Annotated in this window: 22 protein-coding genes; 3 read left to right on the plus strand and 19 right to left on the minus strand. The window is 35.4% G+C overall.

Annotated features, from left to right (window positions below; translation table 11 throughout):
- From rfbA to HED61_RS13305, 16 genes are read right to left on the minus strand one after another with little or no spacing between them, the layout of a single operon-like run.
- Entirely contained in the window at positions 1-870 is an 870-nt protein-coding gene (rfbA, locus tag HED61_RS13230) for a glucose-1-phosphate thymidylyltransferase RfbA (RefSeq protein ID WP_219644962.1), read from the minus strand.
- Between the two features lie 4 nt (positions 871-874).
- Positions 875-2,302 carry a lipopolysaccharide biosynthesis protein gene (locus HED61_RS13235; protein ID WP_219644961.1) on the minus strand — a complete coding sequence of 476 codons (1,428 nt, stop codon included), beginning with the start codon at positions 2,300-2,302 and terminating at the stop codon, positions 875-877.
- On the minus strand, positions 2,299-3,282 hold the full coding sequence (locus HED61_RS13240; RefSeq protein ID WP_219644960.1) for a glycosyltransferase family 2 protein: 984 nt from the start codon (positions 3,280-3,282) through the stop codon (positions 2,299-2,301). Before HED61_RS13240 ends, HED61_RS13235 begins: the two co-directional genes overlap by 4 nt.
- Positions 3,283-3,294: 12 nt before the next feature.
- The gene (locus HED61_RS13245) at positions 3,295-4,518 is read right to left on the minus strand and encodes a CDP-glycerol glycerophosphotransferase family protein (RefSeq protein WP_219644959.1); all 1,224 of its coding nucleotides are present in this window, start codon (positions 4,516-4,518) and stop codon (positions 3,295-3,297) included.
- Between the two features lie 2 nt (positions 4,519-4,520).
- On the minus strand, positions 4,521-5,687 hold the full coding sequence (locus HED61_RS13250; RefSeq protein WP_219644958.1) for an O-antigen ligase family protein: 1,167 nt from the start codon (positions 5,685-5,687) through the stop codon (positions 4,521-4,523).
- Positions 5,688-5,700: 13 nt separating this feature from the next.
- On the minus strand, positions 5,701-6,609 hold the full coding sequence (locus tag HED61_RS13255) for a glycosyltransferase (RefSeq protein WP_195971527.1): 909 nt from the start codon (positions 6,607-6,609) through the stop codon (positions 5,701-5,703).
- Positions 6,610-7,521, minus strand: coding sequence for a glycosyltransferase (locus HED61_RS13260; RefSeq protein ID WP_219644957.1), 912 nt, complete (start codon positions 7,519-7,521; stop codon positions 6,610-6,612).
- 13 nt (positions 7,522-7,534) lie between these two features.
- A complete protein-coding gene (locus HED61_RS13265) occupies positions 7,535-8,674 on the minus strand; it encodes a glycosyltransferase (RefSeq protein ID WP_219644956.1) in 1,140 nt (379 codons plus the stop codon).
- A 22-nt stretch (positions 8,675-8,696) separates the two neighbouring features.
- Complete coding sequence (locus HED61_RS13270) at positions 8,697-9,521, minus strand: NAD-dependent epimerase/dehydratase family protein (protein ID WP_219644955.1); 825 nt, start codon at positions 9,519-9,521, stop codon at positions 8,697-8,699.
- Complete coding sequence (locus tag HED61_RS13275; protein WP_219644954.1) at positions 9,518-10,132, minus strand: sugar transferase; 615 nt, start codon at positions 10,130-10,132, stop codon at positions 9,518-9,520. Before HED61_RS13275 ends, HED61_RS13270 begins: the two co-directional genes overlap by 4 nt.
- Before the next feature lie 11 nt (positions 10,133-10,143).
- Positions 10,144-11,961, minus strand: a complete 1,818-nt coding sequence (locus tag HED61_RS13280) for a polysaccharide biosynthesis protein (protein ID WP_219644953.1) — start codon at positions 11,959-11,961, stop codon at positions 10,144-10,146.
- A 12-nt stretch (positions 11,962-11,973) separates the two neighbouring features.
- Positions 11,974-12,738 (minus strand): tyrosine-protein phosphatase, encoded by a 765-nt coding sequence (locus HED61_RS13285; RefSeq protein ID WP_171917389.1) that lies wholly within the window; start codon positions 12,736-12,738, stop codon positions 11,974-11,976.
- 20 nt (positions 12,739-12,758) lie between these two features.
- A complete protein-coding gene (locus HED61_RS13290; protein WP_219644952.1) occupies positions 12,759-13,463 on the minus strand; it encodes a CpsD/CapB family tyrosine-protein kinase in 705 nt (234 codons plus the stop codon).
- A gap of 11 nt (positions 13,464-13,474) precedes the next feature.
- Positions 13,475-14,254, minus strand: a complete 780-nt coding sequence (locus HED61_RS13295; RefSeq protein ID WP_113849503.1) for a YveK family protein — start codon at positions 14,252-14,254, stop codon at positions 13,475-13,477.
- Positions 14,255-14,269: 15 nt separating this feature from the next.
- Positions 14,270-15,202, minus strand: a complete 933-nt coding sequence (locus HED61_RS13300; protein WP_219644951.1) for an LCP family glycopolymer transferase — start codon at positions 15,200-15,202, stop codon at positions 14,270-14,272.
- A gap of 27 nt (positions 15,203-15,229) precedes the next feature.
- A complete protein-coding gene (locus HED61_RS13305; RefSeq protein ID WP_103299526.1) occupies positions 15,230-16,093 on the minus strand; it encodes a hypothetical protein in 864 nt (287 codons plus the stop codon).
- 730 nt (positions 16,094-16,823) lie between these two features.
- Between HED61_RS13305 and HED61_RS13310 the strand changes: the two genes are divergently transcribed.
- Together HED61_RS13310 and HED61_RS13315 are read left to right on the plus strand one after the other, a co-directional pair.
- A complete protein-coding gene (locus tag HED61_RS13310; RefSeq protein ID WP_219644950.1) occupies positions 16,824-18,293 on the plus strand; it encodes a helix-turn-helix domain-containing protein in 1,470 nt (489 codons plus the stop codon).
- Positions 18,294-18,452: 159 nt separating this feature from the next.
- Entirely contained in the window at positions 18,453-19,385 is a 933-nt protein-coding gene (locus tag HED61_RS13315) for an L-lactate dehydrogenase (RefSeq protein WP_219644949.1), read from the plus strand.
- A 106-nt stretch (positions 19,386-19,491) separates the two neighbouring features.
- Here the strand turns inward: HED61_RS13315 and HED61_RS13320 are convergent, their stop codons facing one another.
- From HED61_RS13320 to HED61_RS13330, 3 genes are all read right to left on the minus strand, one after another.
- Positions 19,492-20,685, minus strand: coding sequence for a 3D domain-containing protein (locus tag HED61_RS13320; protein ID WP_159151289.1), 1,194 nt, complete (start codon positions 20,683-20,685; stop codon positions 19,492-19,494).
- 203 nt (positions 20,686-20,888) lie between these two features.
- Positions 20,889-21,659: a putative ABC transporter permease gene (locus HED61_RS13325; RefSeq protein WP_219644948.1), complete on the minus strand. Its 771-nt coding sequence runs from the start codon at positions 21,657-21,659 to the stop codon at positions 20,889-20,891.
- A gap of 143 nt (positions 21,660-21,802) precedes the next feature.
- Positions 21,803-22,165 carry a DUF7006 family protein gene (locus HED61_RS13330; RefSeq protein ID WP_005470943.1) on the minus strand — a complete coding sequence of 121 codons (363 nt, stop codon included), beginning with the start codon at positions 22,163-22,165 and terminating at the stop codon, positions 21,803-21,805.
- A 392-nt stretch (positions 22,166-22,557) separates the two neighbouring features.
- Here HED61_RS13330 and HED61_RS13335 point away from each other — a divergent pair, with 392 nt between their 5' ends.
- On the plus strand, positions 22,558-23,181 hold the full coding sequence (locus HED61_RS13335) for a hypothetical protein (protein ID WP_219644947.1): 624 nt from the start codon (positions 22,558-22,560) through the stop codon (positions 23,179-23,181).
- Positions 23,182-23,363 lie beyond the last annotated feature (182 nt).

A 23,363-nucleotide genomic window follows, 5' to 3' on the forward strand; every position in this document is an offset into this window, starting at 1 on the left:
CTATTCCTCACTTGCTAGGTGCAATAGGTATTGACCATATTGATTTTTCTTTAATGGTTGCGCTAATTCAATCAGCGCTTCACGACTAATGTAGCCCATGCGATAAGCGATTTCTTCTAAACAAGCCACTTTTAAGTTTTGCCGTTTTTCAATGGTTTCAATAAACGTTGAAGCTTCAAGTAGAGATTCATGGGTCCCCGTATCCAACCAGGCAAACCCTCTGCCCATCACTTCCACCGATAGTTTCCCTAATTCAAGGTATCTTTGGTTGACATCGGTGATTTCTAATTCGCCACGTTCAGAAGGAGTGATTTGTTTGGCAATCTCAACCACCTCGTTGTCATAAAAATAGAGACCGGTAACTGCATAACTGGACTTTGGTGCTGCTGGCTTTTCTTCGATGGAGACAGCTTGCATTTGCTCGTCAAATTCCACCACGCCAAAGCGTTCTGGATCAGTGACATGATACCCAAATACCGTTGCCCCTTGCTCTTTTTGAGCCGCACGTTGCAGCATTTTAGATAAGCCGCCACCATAGTAGATATTGTCGCCGAGAATCAGACAGACACTGTCATTGCCAATAAATTCTTCGCCAATCAAGAAGGCTTGCGCCAATCCATCTGGGCTTGGTTGAACCGCATATTCGAGATGAATTCCAAGTTCATGGCCATCGCCAAATAATTCTTGAAAGCGAGGGGTATCTTGTGGTGTAGAAATAATCAAAATTTCTTTGATTCCTGCCAACATCAAAACAGACATCGGATAATAAATCATTGGTTTATCATAGATGGGCATAAGCTGTTTAGACGTTGCTTTGGTTAGCGGGTAGAGACGTGTACCTGAACCTCCTGCTAGGATTATACCTTTCATGAAATTATTTCTCCTTTTTTAAAAATTTAAAAATGTTTATTCTAATACTTCTGTCGAAAATAATGATATTTATAACAAAGAATAATATTACTAAAATTGATCTAACAACCATTCTAGCAAAATCACTAACTATAAAATTAAGATTTAAAAACAAAAAAAGCAAAGTAGTTAGTAAGAAAGAAAAATAATAAAAAATCTGTTCTTTAAAAAAATTAACTACTGGTAACTCATTTTTGACTAAGACTACTCTAAATAAAAAAACTAAAAATTCAGTTGATACAATTGCTATGACCGAACCAATTGAACCAAATATAGATGTCAGTACTATTAATAATGGTATACTAGTGATTGCCCCAACCACTAATGGTATTGTATATCCATTATAGTCTCCATTTGCCAGGCTAAACTGGCTGCTGTAAACTCCACCAATTGATATAAAATATACTAAAAATGAAGATAATACCATGTCTGGTACCATACCAGAAAATTCAGTTCCAAAGAACCATGGCACAAAATCTTGAGCGTTTAATATTAATAATAGAGTTGATAGCAAAGCTATTAAGGTCGTATAGTCTAGAGATTTTCGAAAAATATTTATCATTCTATCATTATTTCCATCTTTCTTTAGTCTCGCTAATTTGGGCATAATTATAGTACTAAATGAAACTATTACTGCAATCAAAATTCTAGCTATTTTTTGAGATTGGGTATAGTACGCTAAGGAAACTTGATCAGAAAATGTCCCAACTATTGGTTTATCAACATTAGTATAAATTTGAACAGCGATAACTGAAATTAGTAATTTTAATGATTCGTTTAGATAGGTTTTATTTATTCTGATCTTTATACGTGAGAATTTATTATAATAATTTTCTAATGATACAAAAAAAACAACATTGGAAATTATGGCTCCAAAACTATTTATTGCAATATAAAGATAGTAATCAGATTTATCTTTTACAAAAAGAAAAATACATATTACACTTATCACTTTAATAATCGTATTCCTTATAACAACTTTCTTTATCTCACCAATTCCTATGTAAAACCATGATATATCAAAAAGGTAAGATAATAAATACGGAAAGAATAATAAAAATAGACCAATAAAATTTTCACTTGTAAAGTAAAACCAAATTATATTAAGAACCATTACAGGAAAGAAAGAAATTATCTGTATTATCCATTCGTCATAAAAGGCTTGCTTTCTTTCATCAAAGTTTTTTTGAGCAATTTCTTTCACTCCTTGTTGGTTCTTACCAAAAAGTATTATCGACCCCAAAAACAATATGATGGAAGAGTAGTAACTATAGTCGCCAATGTAGTAAGCTCCAAGTACTCTGGAAACATATGGAATAGTTATAACTGGAACAATTATCATGAAAACCTGATAAAGTGAATTGTAAACTAAATTTGAAAGGACTTTTTTCATGAGTTTCTTCCCTTTTTTATTCTTAAATTAGCCTTTAGTGTTAATTCAAATAAATTTGTTTTAAAAAGAAATTGTTTAAAAAAATTCTTACTATTCAGCAATCTCAATTTTATGTATTTTTTTACAAACAAATCAATTTTCTTTCTATTCATTTTTAATTCTTCAGCGGTTATTTTTAATAGTATCTGTTTTCTATATTCTTGAAATATATTGTGGTAAATAAAATTTATACATAATACATAAAGTTTGTATGAATTATATTTTTTTATAAAATCTAATTGTTCTATTGAATTTTTTATAATATTATTCATATCTTCTGCTTTATAAGAATGGACCATTGATTCATCTCTTTGGTTATAATAATAACAAGCTTTATCATAGAAAAAAATCTGCTTGGAAAAGCCAATAAATTTATAAACCGAAGCACCATCCTCTTTTGTCCTTCCCTCAGGAAATGGTTTATTACCAAAATTAGCTAATAAATATGCTCTTGAAAAAATCACGTTTCTTCCCACAGGACCAATCTTATTCATAAATAGTAACTTCAAAGATGAAAGAGAATCTTTTATACCAGAAAATTCATTAAAATCTTGCAACACTTTTTCTTCTTTATTTTCAAAAACAAATACAAATTTATTTATTACTAAATCAATTTCATCGTTTCCTTTTACTATTGAATCCATTTCATAAAAATAAGAATCCTCAACATAATCATCTGAATCCATAAAAAAAACATAGTCCATTTTTGCTAATTGAAAGCCATAATTTCTAGCCTTGGAAACACCACCATTCTCTTGATACTCTAATCTAAAATTATTAATTTTAGAATTCTTTATCAAGTCAAAAGTGTGGTCTTTTGACCCATCATCTACAAAAATAATTTCAAGATTAGGGTACGTCCACTCAGCAATTTTACTTAATGTTTCTTCAATATATTTCTCAGAGTTATACACTGGTATAATTACGGATATCCCAATCATAATTTACTCCTTCTAAATAAGTAAGTCTTTAACTATTGACTTATAGCTTGCTTGATTGTTACTATAAACTTTCTTTTTAACTTGGCGTACTTTTAAATTAGTTTCACTCATTGGTGTCTCGCAGCTGATTTGATTTTCTATATTGTTTTTAAGGTCATCTATATTCATCGAAATCCAACCTGCAGTATACTCATCAAAATCAAGCGAAAAACCTCTTTCCTCGCTAATATAATTATTGATGTCCGGAACATAGTAGTGAACTGGCTTGTCAAAAAAAATAAAATCAAAAGAAATACTTGAAAAATCAGTAATCAGAATATCAATTCTTGATGTAAGAATATTTAAATCGAAAGTTGCAGGTAACATTATTGTTTCTACATCATCAAAATTATCAATATTATTCTTTTTGTCAGCCATATGTTTTTTTTGGACCCAAATCACATTATTTTCTTTTAAAAACTTTCTGAAATTGTCGTTTTGTATAGGATTAGGTATAATAGAATTTGTCTCTCTAAAAGTAGGAACAAAGAGTAAAACTTTTTTTTTCGTGTCACTCATTTTACCTAATATTAGCTCTTCACTTTTAACTAATTCTAAACACTCACAATTTCGAGGATATGATGAGATAATGATGTTGGTACTAGAGAGACTAAAAGCTTCTGAAAAAATTTCACCAATACGGTTATTTGTGGCTAGCATATAATAATTGTTCCAGTCCCCTGATACCTTAATATAATTATTGAAAAATCTATTGGATTTTATTATCTCTATAATTTTATTTAATAAAGTATTATCACGATTGTAGTCGTTATTTTTAGCAATTCTTCCAATTCCTTTTAATGGAATTCCATGCCACAGTTGGATTTTTTTTGCCCCAAGTGAAAGCTCTCCTAGAATATCCCCTTTATAACTTTTAGTTTTAAAAGGTACATTACAAACCACATGAGTTCCTGATTTCAAATGGTAATAATAACTATGCAAACTATGGATATTATATGCTCTATATCCTAAATTATTCAATTCTTTCAAAATCTCATGATTTCTGGTGACCCATATCACTTTTTTATCTGAGCTTTTATGCATATATTGAAATAAGTACCTCGAATTATCAGAAAATGTTTCACCCATCCAGGAGCCGAATAATATTATATTTTTATCTCTTTTTATAAAAAAATTCAAAGTAAATACAATAAAGTTCAAAATAATATTTAAGCTAAACTTATATAAATAGAACACATCTACTCCCCTACTTCCGTCAGTGATTTTCTATATTCAAAATATACAACAGCTATTAGTATAAAACCAGTTGAAGTAAACAAAAAAGGATCAAAATAGCACTTAAACAAATATAGGGAAAATGAAAGTGCCAACCAAATAAACCTCCTGTCTGTTATAAGACGGTATATTGGTTTAATGAGAAAAGCAATAAAAGGGATTAATCCGATGAGTCCAATTTGTCTCAATAATTCAATATAACTTAGTTCAGATTCATTGATTAATTCATTTCTTGCATAACTAAAATAGGATGTTCGTGCTCCCATACCAAATATATAATTTTCCCAAGAATTATTCATAGCTATTTTTATTGATTCTAAATTTAATGTCCTTATTTCATCTCCTTGACTTTTTGCCCAATTAATTATAGTTACTTTTTCATAAAAACTGCTTCCGTACAAAATAATAAGCATTGTTAGTCCTAAAACTAACAATGGTTTAAATAACCTAATACTTTTATCAAATAAAACGTATAATAAAATCATTACAATCCCTAAATAAATATTCGCCCGTGTTCCTGACAAGATTAATGCAAGAAAGTTTAATCCAGCAAATGCATATTTTTTTTGAAAAAGATAATAGGAAAAAGAAATCAATACCAAAGGCGATGCATTTAAAAAGATTACATAGTGAAAAATAGCATATGGAGAAACACTTATTTGTGCCTCTCCCGCATTATTTAAAAACATCAAAATAGGATTATTATTGATCCCCAATAAACCAATTTTATCTAATAAAGCACTGATGACAATTATATAAGATATAATGTTTAAAATGTAAATGAAATATTTCAACAAGTTGATTCCTCTAGACTCACAAATCGGAATCAATAAAAGGTAGCTGAAAACATAAAAAAACTTTATCATTTCTACCCAATTTTGATTATTAAAAGAGGATAAGATAAACAATATTACAGGGAAGAAAATCATGTAAAATGTGTAAAACAGATTCTTTTTCTTTGTTAGAAAAGCGAGTATTTTATTTATATTAAAAAAAATAACACAAACAAAGCTCAGCAGTTTTAATTTTAAAGAATCTGCCGGTGTTACTAAAGCAAAAAAAAGAAAAAACACAACCATATATTTATTTAAATCATCAATGGTAATTTGTTTATTAATTATCTTATTCATTTATACCTCTATCCTAATATTTTCCTAACAAAAATAACAAACTTATATTGAGTCTCTCCAATAATGATCTCGTACTTAAAGGATTGCCAAAAGCCAAACTAATTCTCTGTACAATGTCTTGTTTATAATGGATAATTTGCAGTAATAAATTTTTATTCTCATCAGTTAGGGCTTCTCCATAGTTCAAATATAATTCGTTTGCCCAGTTTAACCGAATATTTTTTTTGTCAAAAAATCCATTAGTCTTAATTTTATCAATTATGTTTCTATTGTCACCTACAACATTATTATTGTGCTGGCGATAACTAATATGTGGGGTTCCATCATAATATACTCGACCATTAATTCCTGTACATACCATATATAAGAGGTGATCATGGAGTAATTCTTTTGAAATGCATTTATATTCTTCGGTGTTAATATATATTACGTCTCTAAACTTCTTATTAAATACCATTGTACATCCAACTGCATTATTCTTTATTAATGTTCTACTGAAAGGAAAAGCTCCTTTTTCAAAGGAATCTTCTCCTATTATATTTTTATGATTATCAACTAATCTTGTTTTCCCAATATATATTGAGGCACAATCGCTAGTTTCTTCGAGTTTGTTAATGGCGGAGATTATTTTATCAGCATCCCAAATATCATCTTGGTCACAAAAACAAAAATATTCAGCATCGTCATCTGATAATTCAATTAATTTTAAAAAACTCATCTTTACTCCAACATTTTGACAATTTATAACAGAGATATTATCGCTTGCTAGCGAATTTATAAAATCATTATGAGATCCATCATTTCTAATAATTATTTTAATACTTAGTGGGCCCATTTGATTATTTATGCTGTTTAACAATTCATTAATATACTCTTCTCCGTTGTAATACGATAATAAAACATTCACCTTTATTTTTTTCATTTAAAATATCCCCATTAAAATAGATAGTTTGAAAAGAAGATTTATTCTAGATACATTGGAGTTATATCTGCTATTTCTAATCAAATTGAATTTATTTCGCAAATTCTTTTTATAATTCAATAGATTAAGAATGCTCACCCTATTATTTTCATTGAGGACATCTTTATAGTTATTCCAAACGGATTGTGCTTGTCTAAGACGCTCATTATCATTTTTTATACTCAGAAATAACCGTTTCCAGTGCTTAAGTTCAAATTTATTGGAAAATCCAACTGTATTATTTCCATGTTGTCGATATGCCATAGTAGCTTCGTTATCAATAATTAAATTTCCAGAGTAAGCTTGCAAAGTTAATAATGTCCAAAAATCATGCATTCTCATATAGTCGGGATTTGATAAATCCAGTTTTTCTTTTAAATTTCTATTAAAAACCATAGTACATCCTGAAGGTGAGATACCCATTAAAGTTTTTTCCATCGTTATTTTGCCATATTGATTTAAATCACGAGTAAATATAACATCTAAATTTTTATCAACAACATCATATGTGGAGCAATACAATGAAACTTTTTCATTTGATACCTCACTAAGTTTCAAACACGCTTTTTCTAATTTGTCTGAGTACCAGACATCATCCTGATCAGCGTATGCATAAAATTCAGTATCGAAAGGGCATTTTTTTAGCGCAGTTAAAAAGCTTTGTGCAGGACCCAAATTTTTTTGGTCTGCAATGATTTCTATAGGATATTTATTTTTTAACTTATTAAGGATATTTAGTGTATTATCACTAGAGTTATCGTCTCGAACAAATAAATTCACTTTGCAGTTTTTCTGAAGGAAAATGCTTTCGATTTGTTCTTCAATAAAACGTTCTCCATTATAAGTGGACATTATTACGGATACATTATACATACATACATTTCCTTTACATAGTAGAATAGATTTTAGTCATTATTTTATTTACTTCTTGAATTGTATACTTCTGAGAAATTGATATACAATTCTTACTCATAATTTTTTTTTGGTGAGATGTTAATGAAACCCATTGCTTTAATTTTTCTCTTAATTCACTTATATCCATAGGATTTTTTATTGTAAAACCTGTTACACCATTTTCAGTATAATCTTTAATTCCTCCTATATATGAAGAAATAAGAGGAACACCAGCTGACATTGCTTCTAAACCAGCTAGTCCAAGTCCTTCTCTTTTGGAAATAAAAATAGACAAATCAGAAATCTCTAAATATGGCTGTATATTACCTTGATATCCTATGAAATGAACTCTATCTTCCATATTATATTCGCGCACAGCTCGTTTTAAAACATCAAGTTCTTCTCCCGTTCCGCATACTATATAATGATAGTTAAATTTCAGATCATGTAATGCTTTAATTGCAGTAATATGATTTTTCCGTTTACTTAGTTCTCCTATCGAAATTATTACCAAATCGTCATAATTAATACCAAGACTAACTTTTAAATTTTCCTGATCTTTATTTGTTGCCATTGTTTTATCAATTTCTTTTATTCCAACACCGGGTATCTTTATTACATTTTTTGCATGAAATGTTTTTGCGACTTGAAAATCTTCATTATTAATTGTAAGCAGAATGTCTGTATATCTAGATAAGAATCTCTCAATTGGATAAAATAAAATCCAATTTTTGACTGGTCCTCCTTTAAAAAAATGAAATCCGTGTGCTGTATATATTACTTTAGAATTTGAATTTCTGAATGCTAATCTTGTAAGCGCTCCGCCAATAGGAGAATGACAATGAACTAAATTATAGTTATTCGTTGCTAATTGCTTTAACACTTGATAACACTCTTTATCTTGTTTTAAAGTACCAATTCCTCTAGGGAAATCTATTTGAATACAATTAACATGTTTCTTCTGCAATTTTTTTTTCAAATTATCAACAATTTCATTTGTGATTGTTCCTGGATTTTCAAAATTTGTAGCAACATCTACTGAAAAACCTAGATTTATAAGAATTTGAATATTTTCTAAGTTGAATTGTTCTATCATGGAAGCAACTGAAGCAACTATTAATGCTTTTTTCATACGGAAAACTCCTTAAAAGTAACTATTTTTCATAAACTAGACTTCCAAAAGCCTTGTTAACTAATTTTCCAATTCTTCCAGGAAAATATCCTAAAAGATAAATAAACCAATTCAACCATGAAAACAAGTAAATCTTTTTTCCATTTTTAAGTGCAAGATCTCTAACCATATAACTTGTCCTAACATAATTTTCATCCTGCGGGAAAAACACCCCGTTATCCGAGGAGTCGACTCTAAATTTGATAAATTCACATAATCTGTCAATGTTTAGCATTGATCGTTCATTTTTGATGTTTGGAAAAATTGGCAGCTTATTGGCAATTTTTACTAATTGTTGATAGTTCCCTTTGCTGTTTGGTCCGTAAATCATAGGCGGTCGAATAATTGCGAGATGAAAATTTTCGCTTTGAAGTAATGTTAATTGTTTTTCAGCCTGCCATTTACTGTCCCCATAAAAATTAGATGGCTTTGGTTCAGTTTCGGGTGTTATTACCCTTTTTTTATTGATATTTGTTTCTTCACCATAGATGATAATTGAACTCATATAAATAAACTGTCCAATTCTTCCATTTAAATCATTCTTATACTTTTTAGCTGTTTCAACAGCTAAATCACAATTTACTTTATAATAAAGTTGTTTGGTTTCTTCACTTACTTTTGAAACATCAGCATGAGCTATTCCAGCTACATGAAAAACAGACTCATAATGAGAAAAATCTTTTGCTTTCCAAAGGTCGCCATGCATATCCAATGTATCGATTTGGTACTCATCACCAAACTGCTTCATCCAATTCTCGAAAGAGGTGCCAATGTAACTGTTCGCGCCAGTTATTAAAATCCGTTTCATTCCACATCCTCCTTCTTCATCGTTCCGGTACCACCTTCGACGACACCATCACTTTTAAATACAGAGGTAATCGTTCCAAAGAAACATTTAACATCCATTCCAAAACTAAGGTGTTCTGTATAATACCCATCAAGCTTAGCTTTTTCCTGTATCTCTAGCTCATCACGTCCACTGATTTGAGCCAGTCCAGTCAATCCTGGACGAATGTCATTTGCCCCAGATTTATCTCGTTCTTCAATCAAATCGTATTGATTCCATAATGCCGGACGCGGACCAATCACTGCCATATCACCTTTTAGAATATTAAAAAGCTGCGGCAATTCATCTAAACTAGTTTTTCGCAAGAATTTCCCAACTTTTGTGATAAAAAAATCAGGATTCTCTAACAAATGAGTCGGCATTTCTTTTGGAGTATCAACTTTCATCGTGCGAAACTTGTAGATATTAAAATGACTTTTGTCTCTACCAACTCGCTTTTGTTTGAAAATAATCGGTCCTTTTGAATCTACTTTAATTGCTAGACACAAGATCAAAAAAATCGGGGAAAGAATGATTATCCCTGCTAAGGACAGCAAAAAGTCGATCCCTCGCTTTACCCTATCTTTGTACACTTGATCCACTCCTATTTATTTGAAGCATTGGCAAAAGCAACAACATCTTTTGCTAGCTGTTTGTCATCATCAGATAATTGTCCAACGAATTCCATGACTTCTGCTATTGAATAGCCAGTGATATTGCCAACAAAAATTTTCTCAAACACAGCTTCATCGTTTCGTTCTTTATCTAATAGCAGTTCTTCATAGAGTTTTTCCCCAGGACGAATCCCGGTCTCAATAATTTCTATCTCATCTTCACTATAACCGCTCAATCGGATCATATTTTTAGCCAAATCAATGATTTTGACTGGCTCACTCATATCTAGAATAAAGATTTCTCCACCTTTAGCCAAAGCTCCTGATTGAATTACCAATCGGCTGGCTTCCGGAATCGTCATAAAATAGCGTGTCATGCGAAAATCCGTGATGGTAATTGGTCCGCCATTTGCGATTTGTTCCCGAAACACGGGAATCACACTTCCTCTAGAACCTAACACATTCCCAAAGCGGACAGCCGAAAATTTCGTACATCCTGCTTCATTTAATCCGGTAACGATCATTTCGGCGATTCGTTTCGTCGCTCCCATGACATTCGGAGGATTATTTGCTTTGTCAGTTGAAACCATAACGAAGTTTTTTACTTTGGCTGCTTTAGCAGCTTCTGCCACATTTTTAGTTCCGTAGACGTTGTTTTTAACAGCTTCTCTTGGATTGTATTCCATCAATGGCACATGTTTGTGGGCCGCAGCATGATAAACAATTTCTGGTTGATAATCCTCCATAATTGCAAAGATTTTCTTACGGTCTTGGATGTCTGCAATGATAGGAACGATTTCCGTAACACACTCTGAGTAGTTGTTTCTTAATTCGCGATCAATTAAATAGATTGAGTTTTCTCCGTGACCCAGTAACAATAGCCTACGAGGGTTGAAGCGGATTACTTGACGACAAATCTCTGAACCGATTGATCCCCCGGCACCTGTCACTAGGATCGTTTTTCCTGTGATTTGATCTTTGATGGCATCAATGTCCAACTGGACTTCATCTCGTCCTAATAAGTCAACCACATCGATTTCTTTTAAGCGAGAAAGATTGATTTTTCCTGAAGCGACTTCTTCCATTGACGGCATACTATTCACTTTTACATGTAACGGCTCGATCAAGTCAAAGATCTCACGAAGCTTTTTCCGGGAAAGAGATGGAATCGCGATAGTGACCATAGCAATTTCATATTTTTCAACTAGTTCTGGTAAATCTTTGATAGAGCCAAGTACTTTCTTGCCAGAAAGATAGGTGTGTCTTTTGTTGGGATCATCATCAATGAACCCAACGACATTAATGTCCCCTGCAGTTTTTGAGCCTAGTAAGCTATTATAGAGAATTCGGCCACCCTCGCCGGCCCCGAGAATCAAGGTATTCTTTACTTCTTCACTCGTTATACAGCGGCTGTTTTTCTTCTCAATGTACAATCGCCAAACTAATCGGCTAGCAATAATAAAGAACATCGAAAGAAAGTATGTTGAGACTACTAGTCGCATACTATAATTTTCTTTACTAAAAAAAAGAATAATGATCGTTGCAAATGAACTTAATGTCAACGCTAAAAAGATAGCGATCATTTCTCGCAGATTCGTGTAACGATTGATTCTGGAAAAAACGCGGAAAATCCAACCAAATAGCCAGTATAAGACAATTGAAAGGACAATTGAAATTTGCATGAAATCCAATGGAATACTAACAAATGGTTTCATAAAATAATACGAAGCAATATTGGCAAAAACCAATAAGATGCTGTCCACTAGAATCAACGTGGCTATTTTTCTTCTTCTTGTTAACTCAAACAACCCAAAAGCCCCCTAAAATAACCCAAACTTTTTCTTTTTTATCATTGTGTATTCTGGATAATCGATTTGATCCCCATTTATCAAATCTTTCGCCACTTGTTTCATTAAAGTTACTTTATTTGGATCAAAATCTTTGGCGATTTGCTCATAAGCCTCTTTCATATAAAAAGTCCGTTTCTTGACTCCGTGAGCATCTGAAGCTACCATCTGAACCAAATTGTATTCAACCATTAATTTGGCCGTTTTTTGTATGTCTTTTCCAAAGACTCCCATATAGCTTGGAGCCGTCAATTGTGCTAAGCACCCCATTTCTAGGAATGGAATCAAATTATTCGGATCTTTTCTAAAATAGGCGTTTCGCTCTGGATGCACGATAACTGGTGTCTTTCCAAGACTCTTCAACTCAAAAAAGACTTGTTCGGAATAAGTTGGTACTTCCATTGTAGGAAATTCTATCAAAATATACGTATCGTCCAGATCCGTAAATAAAATCTCATCATTACGAATATCCTCAATTAAATCTCCTGTTATCCGTACCTCTTGTCCTTCTAATACGGTCAACGGCAAATTTCGTTGGTCTAATTCTGATTGCAAAGAAGAGACCAACGAAATAACGTCAGATTTTGGATTGTGATATTTCCCGTTGTTGTGATGTGGCGTACACAGGATGTGAGTGATTCCTTGACTAATGGCTTTTTCTGCCATCGCAATACTTGCTTCCATCGTTTCGGCACCATCATCGATACCAGGTAAAATATGACAATGTAAATCAATCATTTCGTTCGTCTCCTAATTCATTAATTCCCGTAATAATAGTAATAGCCTGAATCTTTGTTATTCTCTGCCCCGTTGTAGACTACCCCTAATACGCGAGCTTGCACCATATTCAATAATTCTTTTGCCTTTGTTAATGGCTCTTTGCGGGAAACATTTTCGCGCACAACGAGAATCGTCCCATCTGCTTTGGAAGCCATGATCTGGGCGTCCGTTACTGCCACTACTGGCGGCATATCAAAAATCACGATATCATAGAGTTTCTTTGCTTCCGCCATCACTTGGTTCATTCTAGATGATCCCAATAATTCCGAAGGGTTTGGTGGTTTAGGACCACTTGGTAAAATGGAGAGATTGTCGATCACTGTTTGTTGGGCTGCCTCAGCTAGATTCGTTGAAGTGCTCAAAACTGTACTAACGCCCACATTATTCAGTAAATTAAACGTTTTGTAGACGGTGGGTTTCCGCATATCTGCATCCACTAACAATACTCGTTGACCTGATTTTGCAAAGACCACTGCTAGGTTAGCAGATGTGGTCGATTTGCCTTCTCCTGGTCCCGAAGAAGTGACGACTAATGTTTTTATTTGTTGATCCGCTGAAGACGCAAATTGAATATTGGTTCGAATCGTCCGATATTGCTCTGAAATAGGAGAAGAAGGATCCACTAAAGTGATCAGACTTACTGCATGGGTTTGGGTCCCTTTACGTTCTTGTTGTTTAGCCATGTCTCTTCCTCCTATACTCTCGAACGGCTGCGACGAGATTCCGTCGTTTTGTCATTCGTTGGTTTCTTCAAAGTTGGTCTTGTTGGTTTCTTTTGGATCGTCGCATTTAATTCTTTTTGCGACATTTGAGGTACAGTCCCTAAAATCGTATAGCCAATCGTGTCGGTAACAAATTTGTCGTCTTTTACGGTACGATCTAATAATTCAAATAAGAAAGCAAGTCCGACACCGACCATCAGCCCCAGCACTAATCCAATAGCTAAATTTAATTTATTATTTGGCGATACCGGTGATGTGCTGGCAACAGCACTTGAAATGATGGAAATTTTGTCCACATTCATGACGTCTTTGGCATTTTCCTGAAAGACTAGTGCTGTGGTGTTGGCAATTTTTTGTGCGGTCACAGCATTCGGATTGGTTGCTTGAATCGAAAACATTTGGGAATTTTGAGATTGATTGACTGAAATCGCGTCTTTGATTTCTCCAGCCGTCATTTTGACATTGCTTTCTGATTCCAGACGATCTTTGACTTCGTTCAATACTAAGTCACTGACAATCATGTCTTTATACGTATTGATCATTTGCAGATTGGTATTGACATCATTGACATTTGCGGTTTCCGATTGCGGCAGTGTCACGATCAATTGGGCTTGTGAACTATACTTTGGTGTGATCACAAAGAAGGTTGCAATTCCTGCAAGTGCCAAGCCGGCAAACATGGCAATAATGATTGAAGCCAAGTGTTTTCGCAAGACTTCAAATATCTCTTTTAAGCTAATTGTTTCTTCCATTTCTTCTCCACTTTCTTATTCATTCTCTAGGTTTAATTGTTCTTTCAGTTCTGTTTGAACTCGATTCAGTTCTTCCTCACTAACCCGTTGGTAGGAAATGCCATCTTGCATGAAGCCTTCCCCTTTAAGTTGATCTTGTTTGATCGTTTTGAAAGCATCCCGATAATCCAATGCAATCGTCCGCATATTATCAAAACTCATATCTGTCTTCATATTGCTTTCGACAGCACTCAAGATATCTTGGTATTTGCTGACACCATCAAAGCTCAACACTTTCTTAGCAATTCCCTCAACGATTTTGCGTTGTCGTTCTTGACGGCCATAATCGCCATTGGGATCTTCATGCCGCATACGGGAATACGCCAATGCTTGATCGCCATCTAGAGTGATTTTTCCAATCGTGAAATCATAATTGTCTTGACTAAAAGTCAGGTCGTTATTGACCTCAATGCCTCCCACGGCATCTACCAATTCTTTCAGACCGGCCATATTGATTGAGATGTAATGATCAACGGGGATATCTAAATATTTTTGCACGGTATCCATCGACATTGCAGGACCACCAAATGCATAGGCATGATTGATTTTGTCTTTCGTACCATGACCGACAATGTCCACATAAGTATCCCGAGCAATACTAACGATCGTTGTTTGTTGCTCTTCTGGACTAACCGTCGCTACCATCATCGTATCTGAACGGCCTTGATCGACACGTCCCAAGTCCCCAGTATCGATCCCCATCAATAGAACTGAAAAGGACTCTTGTTTTTTTAAATCAACAGGATTTTCCCGTTTCTTTTCATCTTGTGAACGCTCCACTGATTCATAGGTCTTTTGGATCGAACCGGAAAGATCCATGTATAACTTGGCGCCGATTCCTACCACACCGATCACGAGCACTGCAACGATTCCAAAAATAATCAAAAAAATCTTTTTTCCTTTTGACATAATTATTCCTCCAGTTGGCTCTTCCTATCAATAATAGGATTCTGAATCTGTCTCTGAACTATCCGTCATACTATCTGAATAGCCATCACCAGTCGTTGCCGTATCTGTTGTATTACCGTAATAACCAGCATAGCCCATTTGTGAAGCAACGGTTTCTGCAAGCTTGGTATATTTTTCTTTCAAGTCTTTATTGCGAATTTTGCTGATGCTGTCAACGGCTGATAAGTAGTTCTCGTAGGTCACTGCATCCGTCACTTTATCGTCTTTAAGCATACGATCAAATTCTTTTTGCAGTTTTGTCACGCGATCAAGTTGAGCATCTGCAAAACCAAGGTATTCTTTCACTAACGCTGTCCATTTGTCATCCTCAAAAAAATTCAAGTTTTCACGAATGCTGCCAACGTCAGTCTCTTTCAGATCTTTTTTGATGATGACGTCATTTTCGGCTTTCTGCCAGTTGGAGACGCCTTTCGTGAAGAGCTTATCGGTTGCTTCTTGGATTTTTTGCTTTGCTTCGATATCCTTCAATTCATCGTCAATGGCTTGTTTCTGCTTTTGGATCTCTTTTGCATCTGCCGGCAATGCATTCTCTTCGATGCCGTATTCTTCACCAGATACTTTGATCATGGACAACTTTCCGACGAGCTGGCTGATATCATCAGCGGTGATGCCCGCTTTTAAGAATGTTCGATCCTCATTGAGATAAAGGCTTGCGACCTCCTTCTTCAATGATGCAATACTGTCGGTCTCACTGGCGATCGCAGTTTGCGCATATTCTACCCGCTGCTGGTATTGTCGCTGATTGTTCTGGCGATACCCAACCAAACAGATGGCAACGGATCCAACACCGACTGCCACAACGGTCAAAGTCTTAAGTAACGGCTTTCCCATGAACACACTCCCTAAATTATTTGTGCTTTATAAATTTATCTTTTCAATCAAGAAAAGCAAATTTGCTCAATTCTAGTTAATTATAAGAGAAAATTGAAATTAAATAAAGGTAATTTACCAAGTTTTTGCATCATTAAGAACAATGTTTTTGCAAAAATTGTGATTTAACTTGAATAAAACAGCGATCTCTTTTATATAAAAAAACACCCAAAAATATACATTTTGTTATTTAATTCCTGACGATCAATTTTTTCATTAAAAGAATTTCATTCTCTTTTTCATCTTCCTGCAGGCATTCGTTAAGGTATATCCCTTGTAATAAAACTAGCATCATGAACAGCGAGAAAAATCACGATTTTGTTTCTTAAAGGAATCTTGGATGTTTGCAATTATTTTTGAGTCTTTTTTCAATCTAGTAATTAAAAAATTTAAATAGTTGAAAAAACCATTTTTTACTCATTTAATTTTCTATTTTTAAGTGCTCGCTTTGATCTGTTTTTATAAACCACCTTATTTTTCAATATTCTATTCTTTGAAATGGGAAGGTGTCTGTTCTTTTTCATCTGGTTTTTTTGCCAATAAATGACTGCAAAAGAATGGTTTATTGGCAATTCATGTCAATTTTTTCACCGTTTGATGAAATACGTGATTTGTTATTGCGATTCTAACTTCATTAAGATAGCTATAGACAGATTCAATTCTTTAATTGGAAAATGAAAGGAGCAAACCAGTGAGAGAGCTTCAGATGAAATTCGTTACGAATACTGCAACGATCCGTTGGATGCGCATTCTCGACTTATTTGAGTTAGAGCCGCTTTGCTCTACTCGTGCACTGGCAAAGGCTTCCTCAAGTACAACGCGAACGATTGTGACTGATATCACAGACATGAAGTCCCATTTCAAGGATGCCCTCCATATCGATTCGTCCCACAAGGGCTATATTTTCACCGTATTGAACCCGACGAAGTACCTCGCAGCGAAACGAGCACTGATTACTGACGAGATTCTTTTCCATATTGTCGAGAGTATTTTTCAGCATGAAGAAATGCGTTCTTCAGAATGGGCAGAAAGATATCATATCTCTGAGAGTACGGTTCTTCGTTACTTGAGAAAAGTACAACCTGTTCTTCGCGACTACCACTTGCAGCTGGATTATAACCCAATCACATTCATTGGCGATGAAATGGATATCCGTAAATTTTTTCATGATTTTTATTATGAATCAGAAATCACGGCACACACGATCTTTCCCCCTATTGCGATTCACGACATCACCGTCAAAGCTTTTTCTGACTGCCAGCGAACCAACAAGCAAGCCTGCTCATTTGGAGAGCTCAATTATTATTTGTACATAACCCTTGAGCGCTATTGCGGGGGACACACAGTGAAACTACCAAAAAAAATCAGCAAACTGTTTTCAACTAAAGAAGATTTCAAAGAATTTGCGGAAATCAATCAGCATATCTTTGAACACTACCAACAAAGACTGCCCCAAGAAGAGATTCTCTATCTCTTTCTGTTGGTTTGGAGCCGGCGTTCGATTAGTGACGTTACTGGTGAGGAAGTCTTCTGCCAAAAATACAATCAGTGGGCAGAAATCACTCAGCTGGCCAGTGATTTTGTAGCTACCTGTATTCCTGAAACCAAAAATTCCTCCCGCGATCATATCTTGATCGAATCTTTCTTTACCGTAGCCAAAATCAAGCAGTTGCTCTCCCCTTTGTTGAATCATAATATTGCCGATGTCAATCTTTACGCCCAGCGCTTGTTTTCTGAGTCTTATCAAAAATGTCGGAATTTTCTCACAGAAAATCCATTAGCTGTTGCTACTTGGAATAAAAAGAGTTTATCCCATTTAAGCGCCAGTCTGACGATCTATTTGGAATCTATCAAATCGCTTTATTGGCATACCAAAAAAAATGTTGCTTTCTTATTTGAAGGCTCATATATTCTCTGTCAGTATTTAAAAAGCAAATCGATGCATTACTTGCATAGCTCAAAAAACTTTTTCTTTCCTGATTCAAATGAATTGTCACCTGATTATTTAATGATGAATCACATTGATCTCGTGGTAACAAATTACACAGAATATGTTTCCGATTATGCTAATGACATTGATTGTTTGATTTTTAAAACTTTCCCTGACAAAAATGACTGGAATAAGCTAGCCAAATGTCTCAATCCTCATATGAATGCTTAAGAGCACTTCCGACTATGACAGGGGAAGTGCTCTTAAGCGTCTATTGCTTGCCTAATCATAAGACAGCAACGCCCCTGAGAACGTATCAATACTCTTTTTTCTGGTTCTTTGGTACAGTTTAGGTGTATTTAAGTCGAATCAAATTTGGGAGGATCTTTCATGGAGAAAATCATTCTGATCGGAAATGGGGATGTAGGTTCGAGTTACAGTTTTGCATTAGTCGCTCAAGGAATTGGCAATGAAATTGGTATTATTGATTTAGATAAGGCAAAAGCAGCGGGTGACATTCAGGATTTAAATCATGGCTTGGCATATGTTGGTCCCAAAACACTATATGTTGCTGATTATGAGGATTGTCGAGATGCAGATCTTGTAGTGATCACCGCTGGTGCAGCACAGCTGCCCCATGAAACACGACTGGATTTGACGAAAAAGAATGCTCAGATCATGAAAAAGATCGTGAAATCTGTTATTGCTAGCGGTTTTCAAGGGATCTTCTTGATTGCTAGTAATCCAGTAGATGTTTTGACTCACTATGTCAAAAAAATCACTGGCTTTCCCTCTCACAAAGTGATTGGTTCTGGAACTTCTCTCGATAGTGCGCGCTTGCGTAATGCGATTGGCGAGCAGTTGACCATTGATCCACGGGATATTCAGATTTACGTCTTAGGGGAACATGGTGATACCCAATTTCCAGTCTGGTCCCATGGCAATATTGGTGGCTTAAGTGTTCACGAGTGGCTGGAAAAACACCCAAGTTTTTCGGAGCAAGATCTCGGCCTGATTGCAGAAAAAGTGAAAAATGCCGCTTATGACATCATTGCTGCCAAAGGTTCGACACATTATGGGATAGCAATCTCGCTGGCTAGGATCACCCGCAGTATTTTAAAAGATGAACATGCAGTACTGCCGGTTTCTGTACACTTAGAGGGACAATATCAAGCAACCGATGTCTGTATTAGTTCCCCTGCAATCGTCAATAGTCAAGGCATTCGCGAAATTATTGAAATGCCTCTCAATGAGTCCGAGCAACAACAAATGTACGATTCCATCCAAACATTGAAAACGATGCAGGCACAGCTGCAGGAATGAAACGAGCTTTTCTAGATGATGCTTTTACCCACTAAATAAAAAAGCGTATCTTGTCCACCATCAATCATGAATGATGGTAGGGTTACAAGATACGCTTTTTCGTTTATTAGTCTAGAATCGTTACTTTTACTTGACGTCGGCCCCATTGCAGACATTTGGCTACATTATCAAAGTGGACATCAATGATATTTCCTTTGATCGCGCCTCCTGTATCTAGCGCTAGCGCCACGCCATATCCTTCAACATTCACCAAGGTACCTAATGGGATCACACTTGGATCGACTGCGACCGCCATTGGATTGCTGCGAAGATCTGTGCCGCTGGCAGTCAGGTGGCTAGCACCTTTCTCTGCATAAGAATATGCGGTTGATTCCATGATCATTGTCTTGCCGCTGGAAGGTGTGTTGCTACCCGAATTGTTGGAGCTGTTATTCGAGTTGTTTGAACTATTATTCGTCGAACTGCTGCTCGTATTGCTTGAAGCTGAATTGCTGCTTGAACTGCTGTTTGATTGCGCGCTCTCACTTGAAGATGACGACTCTTGACTTGAGCTTTCACTCGCTGCTTTTGCCGCTGCCTTCGCTTCTTTTTCTTTAGCTTCTTGTTCGGCCGCTTCTTTGGCTGCTCTTTCTTTGGCTGCTTTTTCAGCAGCTATCCGAGCTTCTTCTGCTTCTTTGCTGGAAGCAATCTTTGCTAAGGTCGATTCGTTTTCTTTCAACTGTGTCTGCAAGTTGGCGATCTTACTATCCAACTCTTGCGCCTGTGCTTCCAAAGAGGATTGATCCTGCTGTAAGGATTCTTTGGTAGACTCGGCTTTTTCTTGCAGAGACTCTAATTTTTCTTTTTCAGATGTCAACGAGTCGATTTTTTCTTTTTCTAGATTTTGGAGCATTGTCATGGCGTAAGCCCGGTTGATGAAATCTTGGATATTGGAAGATTCCAACAAGACTGTCCAATCTCTAGTTACTCCACCGTTGACCTGAATGTCTTTCATTCGTTCTGCAACTACAGCTTCACGTTTTTCAATCGTTTCTTGAGTTGCCTTTATTTCTTCTTTGGTTTGTGCCAACGTTTCTTCATTGTTAGCGATTTGTGCTTTTAATGCTTCAACCTCGCTGTATTTATTATTGACATCGGTCAAAGCGATTTGTACTTCTGTACTGATTTGCTGACTTTGCTGCATAACGGCACTTTCTTTCTCTTTCAATGATTCCAGAGATTCAGCCTGCGCAAAGATCGGCGAAACGATACCTGCCGCAAAGACTGCGACGACCATGGTACGTAATTTCTTTGCCTTCAAAAAAATTCCCTCACTTCTCACTATGGTTTCCAACGCTTATTATTATACAAATTCTGGGGGCAAGATATATTGCAACTCTTTTACAATTTATTACAATTTTTAGCCAAAGTGGGGGAAATAAGAGTCTATTAAAAAATAATTCACGTGAAAGTGGGAAATCAGAGCCTTGAAAAGGCTTTTTTTCTTGTAACACTCTTGTAACATTACTCTCTCTTCTTACGTAATTCTTCCACAAACCGCCGTAAGTCTTGAACATTGGTAATCTCATTGATTTGCAGTTTTTGAAAGTTTTTTAAAAGTCTTCGCTGATGAAAATTCAGCTTCGGTAACGTTTCACGCAATTGCTGCCAATCGATTGGCAGTTCAGAAATACGTTCCTGCCAATTGTTTTTCTTTTGTTCCAAACTTTCTGATAAAGTGGCTTTCTGCTGTTCAATAGCACGATCCAGTCGTTGAACCGTTCGTTGAAAAGCAGCAAGATTAGCCAATGTATAGCCCATATCCCACGACATCGCCATCAACAATCCAACAGGTAGATAAAAACTGAATCTTTCAGCCAACATTTGGACAATGATCAACATTTGCGGATGAACGATGCGGACGATCAAGACACAGCAAATGCCCCAAAAGATTGAAATTGGGACAGCCACGCGACCATTGATATTCAAAAAAACATTGTGGTAATCCCACCATGAAGCATGAAACAGTTTTTCTAATAAAAAGCTCGTCACGTACTCTAATAAGGTCACTAAAACAGCTGCTGCAAAAAAGAGCAGCAGCAATTGGTTATGTAACGGTCGCAGTAAATACAAGACACCTAAAATTCCAAAGCCATAAATAGGAGTGATCGGTCCTACCAAAAATCCTCGATAAACAAAATGTCTGGCTTTTATCGAGCAGTAAACCGTTTCCCACAGCCACCCCACAAAAGAATACAAGAAAAACAGCAAAACGATCTGAGTAAATTCAGTCATGGAAATCTCTCCTAACGAATGGAAAATAACTTTTTTGGAAAAGCATTATAAAAGAGCAATATAATAGTAGAAAACTTTTCTTTCTTATTCCAGTATACGCTTCGTTTGTCGTTAAAGAAAAGATTTGCGTTAATCTGATCGAGTCATCTGCCCTTTCCAAAAAGGATCGAGGGATGTCCTGTATCTGTTAAATTGTAACCGCACAATTCTTTTGTATAGGTGCTATGATCTAGTTCGATATTCTCGATGATTTCTTCCTCTGAAAAACCTTGGAAATCAAATTCGCTGATATAGCTTCGCAAAAGGACCAATTTGGCATCGAGTAAGATGATTTGTTGTACACTTGTCCAGAAATCTTCCTCAGATTCTTCACGAACAATTCTTTCTACTTCTGCTTCCGTCACTTGCCAGTATCTATGAACCAATGGCAGACGTTCCTTCATCACTGCAAAATCAATATTCCCACGCATCTTTCGCAAATACTCTTTGACATCTGGATAAAACATCCACTCACCTCTGTTTTCTAGCATTTCCCTGCTTAGGAGACTATCAATGGATAATCGACAGCTAACAAAAAGTTCTGATTGCCAATGACAGCACAAGTGTACCTTTCCGGCAATAATCATCCTGAGCAGCGAGGGATGCATTCACTTTTTATATAGCATAGCAAATGATTTGTGGGTTTTATAATCAATTTTTGCATCATGTAAGGAAAAATGTGTACAATCTCCTATACTATCCAGACTTAGCCAGCAGATAAACGAAACTTGAATTTTTAAAATTCGATAAACTACTTTCAATAGTGCTTATTTATAAAGATTCTTCTATTGCCTTATTTACGAGCTTATTATAGGATAAATAAAATAAGTTTTTTAAAAAAACTAGAAGGAGTAAAAAAATGAAAAAGCACATGGTTTTAGGTTTAGTTGGGTTTGGGTTATTTTTAGCAGGATGTACAGAAAAACCATCGGGATCGGTTGATTCTTCCACAAAAGAAAAAGAACGTACACAACTTTCTTCCTCTGTAGGATCTTCTGAAACAGCCAGCACTGGCACTTCAGAAAATGTGATTCCTGTTGAGAAGCAGACGATCACTGGTGTAAGCGGTTATTCCTATTCGCTGGAACTGCCGACAAATTGGCAAACTGTAGCCGATTTTGAGTCACTAAATCCAGATAATGATTTTATGCTTTCTGATTCGTTACAAACAAAATTTCTGGCGGCTGTTGTGGAGTCTAAACAAGACTTTACAGATTTCGACAGTTATCTTGCATTGGTTCAAGACAGTTTAGCATCGAATTTTGGTACCAACGCGACATTTTTACCGGTTCCTGGTACTCAAACCCAAATGGTTGATTTTGCTGCAACTGTAGAAGGGTTGAACATACATTACTTATATTATGTAACAGAAACCGATAATAATTATGTTCAATTGTATGGTTGGACCTTAGCAAGTCTTTTTGATTCCTCAAAAGATGAACTAACAAAGATCATGGATAGTTTCCAGGAGCTCCCTCAATAAAGGCATGAATGCAGAACAGCCGTTGCTTTAAACTCAAACGAACAAAAGAAGGAGACCAACACAAAAATTGTGCGGTCTCCTTCCTTCGTTTGGAAATTTTTTACATCTGATTTTTTTCTCATATTTCTTTTATCTGGCAGCTATTCGAATATTGCCCTCTTGTGCCTTTATCATTGTACTTT

Origin of the sequence: Enterococcus gallinarum (assembly GCF_021496385.1) — a bacterium.
Lineage (GTDB): Bacteria > Bacillota > Bacilli > Lactobacillales > Enterococcaceae > Enterococcus_D > Enterococcus_D gallinarum.

Excerpts from the sequence above, each read along its gene's own strand:
- HED61_RS13240 (WP_219644960.1), bottom strand. The coding sequence starts at position 3,282 with ATGATTGGGATATCCGTAATTATACCAGTGTATAACTCTGAGAAATAT.
- rfbA (WP_219644962.1), bottom strand. The coding sequence starts at position 870 with ATGAAAGGTATAATCCTAGCAGGAGGTTCAGGTACACGTCTCTACCCG.
- HED61_RS13285 (WP_171917389.1), bottom strand. The coding sequence starts at position 12,738 with ATGATTGATTTACATTGTCATATTTTACCTGGTATCGATGATGGTGCC.
- HED61_RS13325 (WP_219644948.1), bottom strand. The coding sequence starts at position 21,659 with ATGACTGAATTTACTCAGATCGTTTTGCTGTTTTTCTTGTATTCTTTT.
- HED61_RS13330 (WP_005470943.1), bottom strand. The coding sequence starts at position 22,165 with ATGTTTTATCCAGATGTCAAAGAGTATTTGCGAAAGATGCGTGGGAAT.
- HED61_RS13300 (WP_219644951.1), bottom strand. The coding sequence starts at position 15,202 with ATGTCAAAAGGAAAAAAGATTTTTTTGATTATTTTTGGAATCGTTGCA.
- HED61_RS13335 (WP_219644947.1), top strand. The coding sequence starts at position 22,558 with ATGAAAAAGCACATGGTTTTAGGTTTAGTTGGGTTTGGGTTATTTTTA.
- HED61_RS13235 (WP_219644961.1), bottom strand. The coding sequence starts at position 2,302 with ATGAAAAAAGTCCTTTCAAATTTAGTTTACAATTCACTTTATCAGGTT.
- HED61_RS13250 (WP_219644958.1), bottom strand. The coding sequence starts at position 5,687 with ATGAATAAGATAATTAATAAACAAATTACCATTGATGATTTAAATAAA.
- HED61_RS13265 (WP_219644956.1), bottom strand. The coding sequence starts at position 8,674 with ATGAAAAAAGCATTAATAGTTGCTTCAGTTGCTTCCATGATAGAACAA.
- HED61_RS13305 (WP_103299526.1), bottom strand. The coding sequence starts at position 16,093 with ATGGGAAAGCCGTTACTTAAGACTTTGACCGTTGTGGCAGTCGGTGTT.
- HED61_RS13260 (WP_219644957.1), bottom strand. The coding sequence starts at position 7,521 with ATGTATAATGTATCCGTAATAATGTCCACTTATAATGGAGAACGTTTT.
- HED61_RS13255 (WP_195971527.1), bottom strand. The coding sequence starts at position 6,609 with ATGAAAAAAATAAAGGTGAATGTTTTATTATCGTATTACAACGGAGAA.
- HED61_RS13290 (WP_219644952.1), bottom strand. The coding sequence starts at position 13,463 with ATGGCTAAACAACAAGAACGTAAAGGGACCCAAACCCATGCAGTAAGT.
- HED61_RS13295 (WP_113849503.1), bottom strand. The coding sequence starts at position 14,254 with ATGGAAGAAACAATTAGCTTAAAAGAGATATTTGAAGTCTTGCGAAAA.
- HED61_RS13315 (WP_219644949.1), top strand. The coding sequence starts at position 18,453 with ATGGAGAAAATCATTCTGATCGGAAATGGGGATGTAGGTTCGAGTTAC.
- HED61_RS13270 (WP_219644955.1), bottom strand. The coding sequence starts at position 9,521 with ATGAAACGGATTTTAATAACTGGCGCGAACAGTTACATTGGCACCTCT.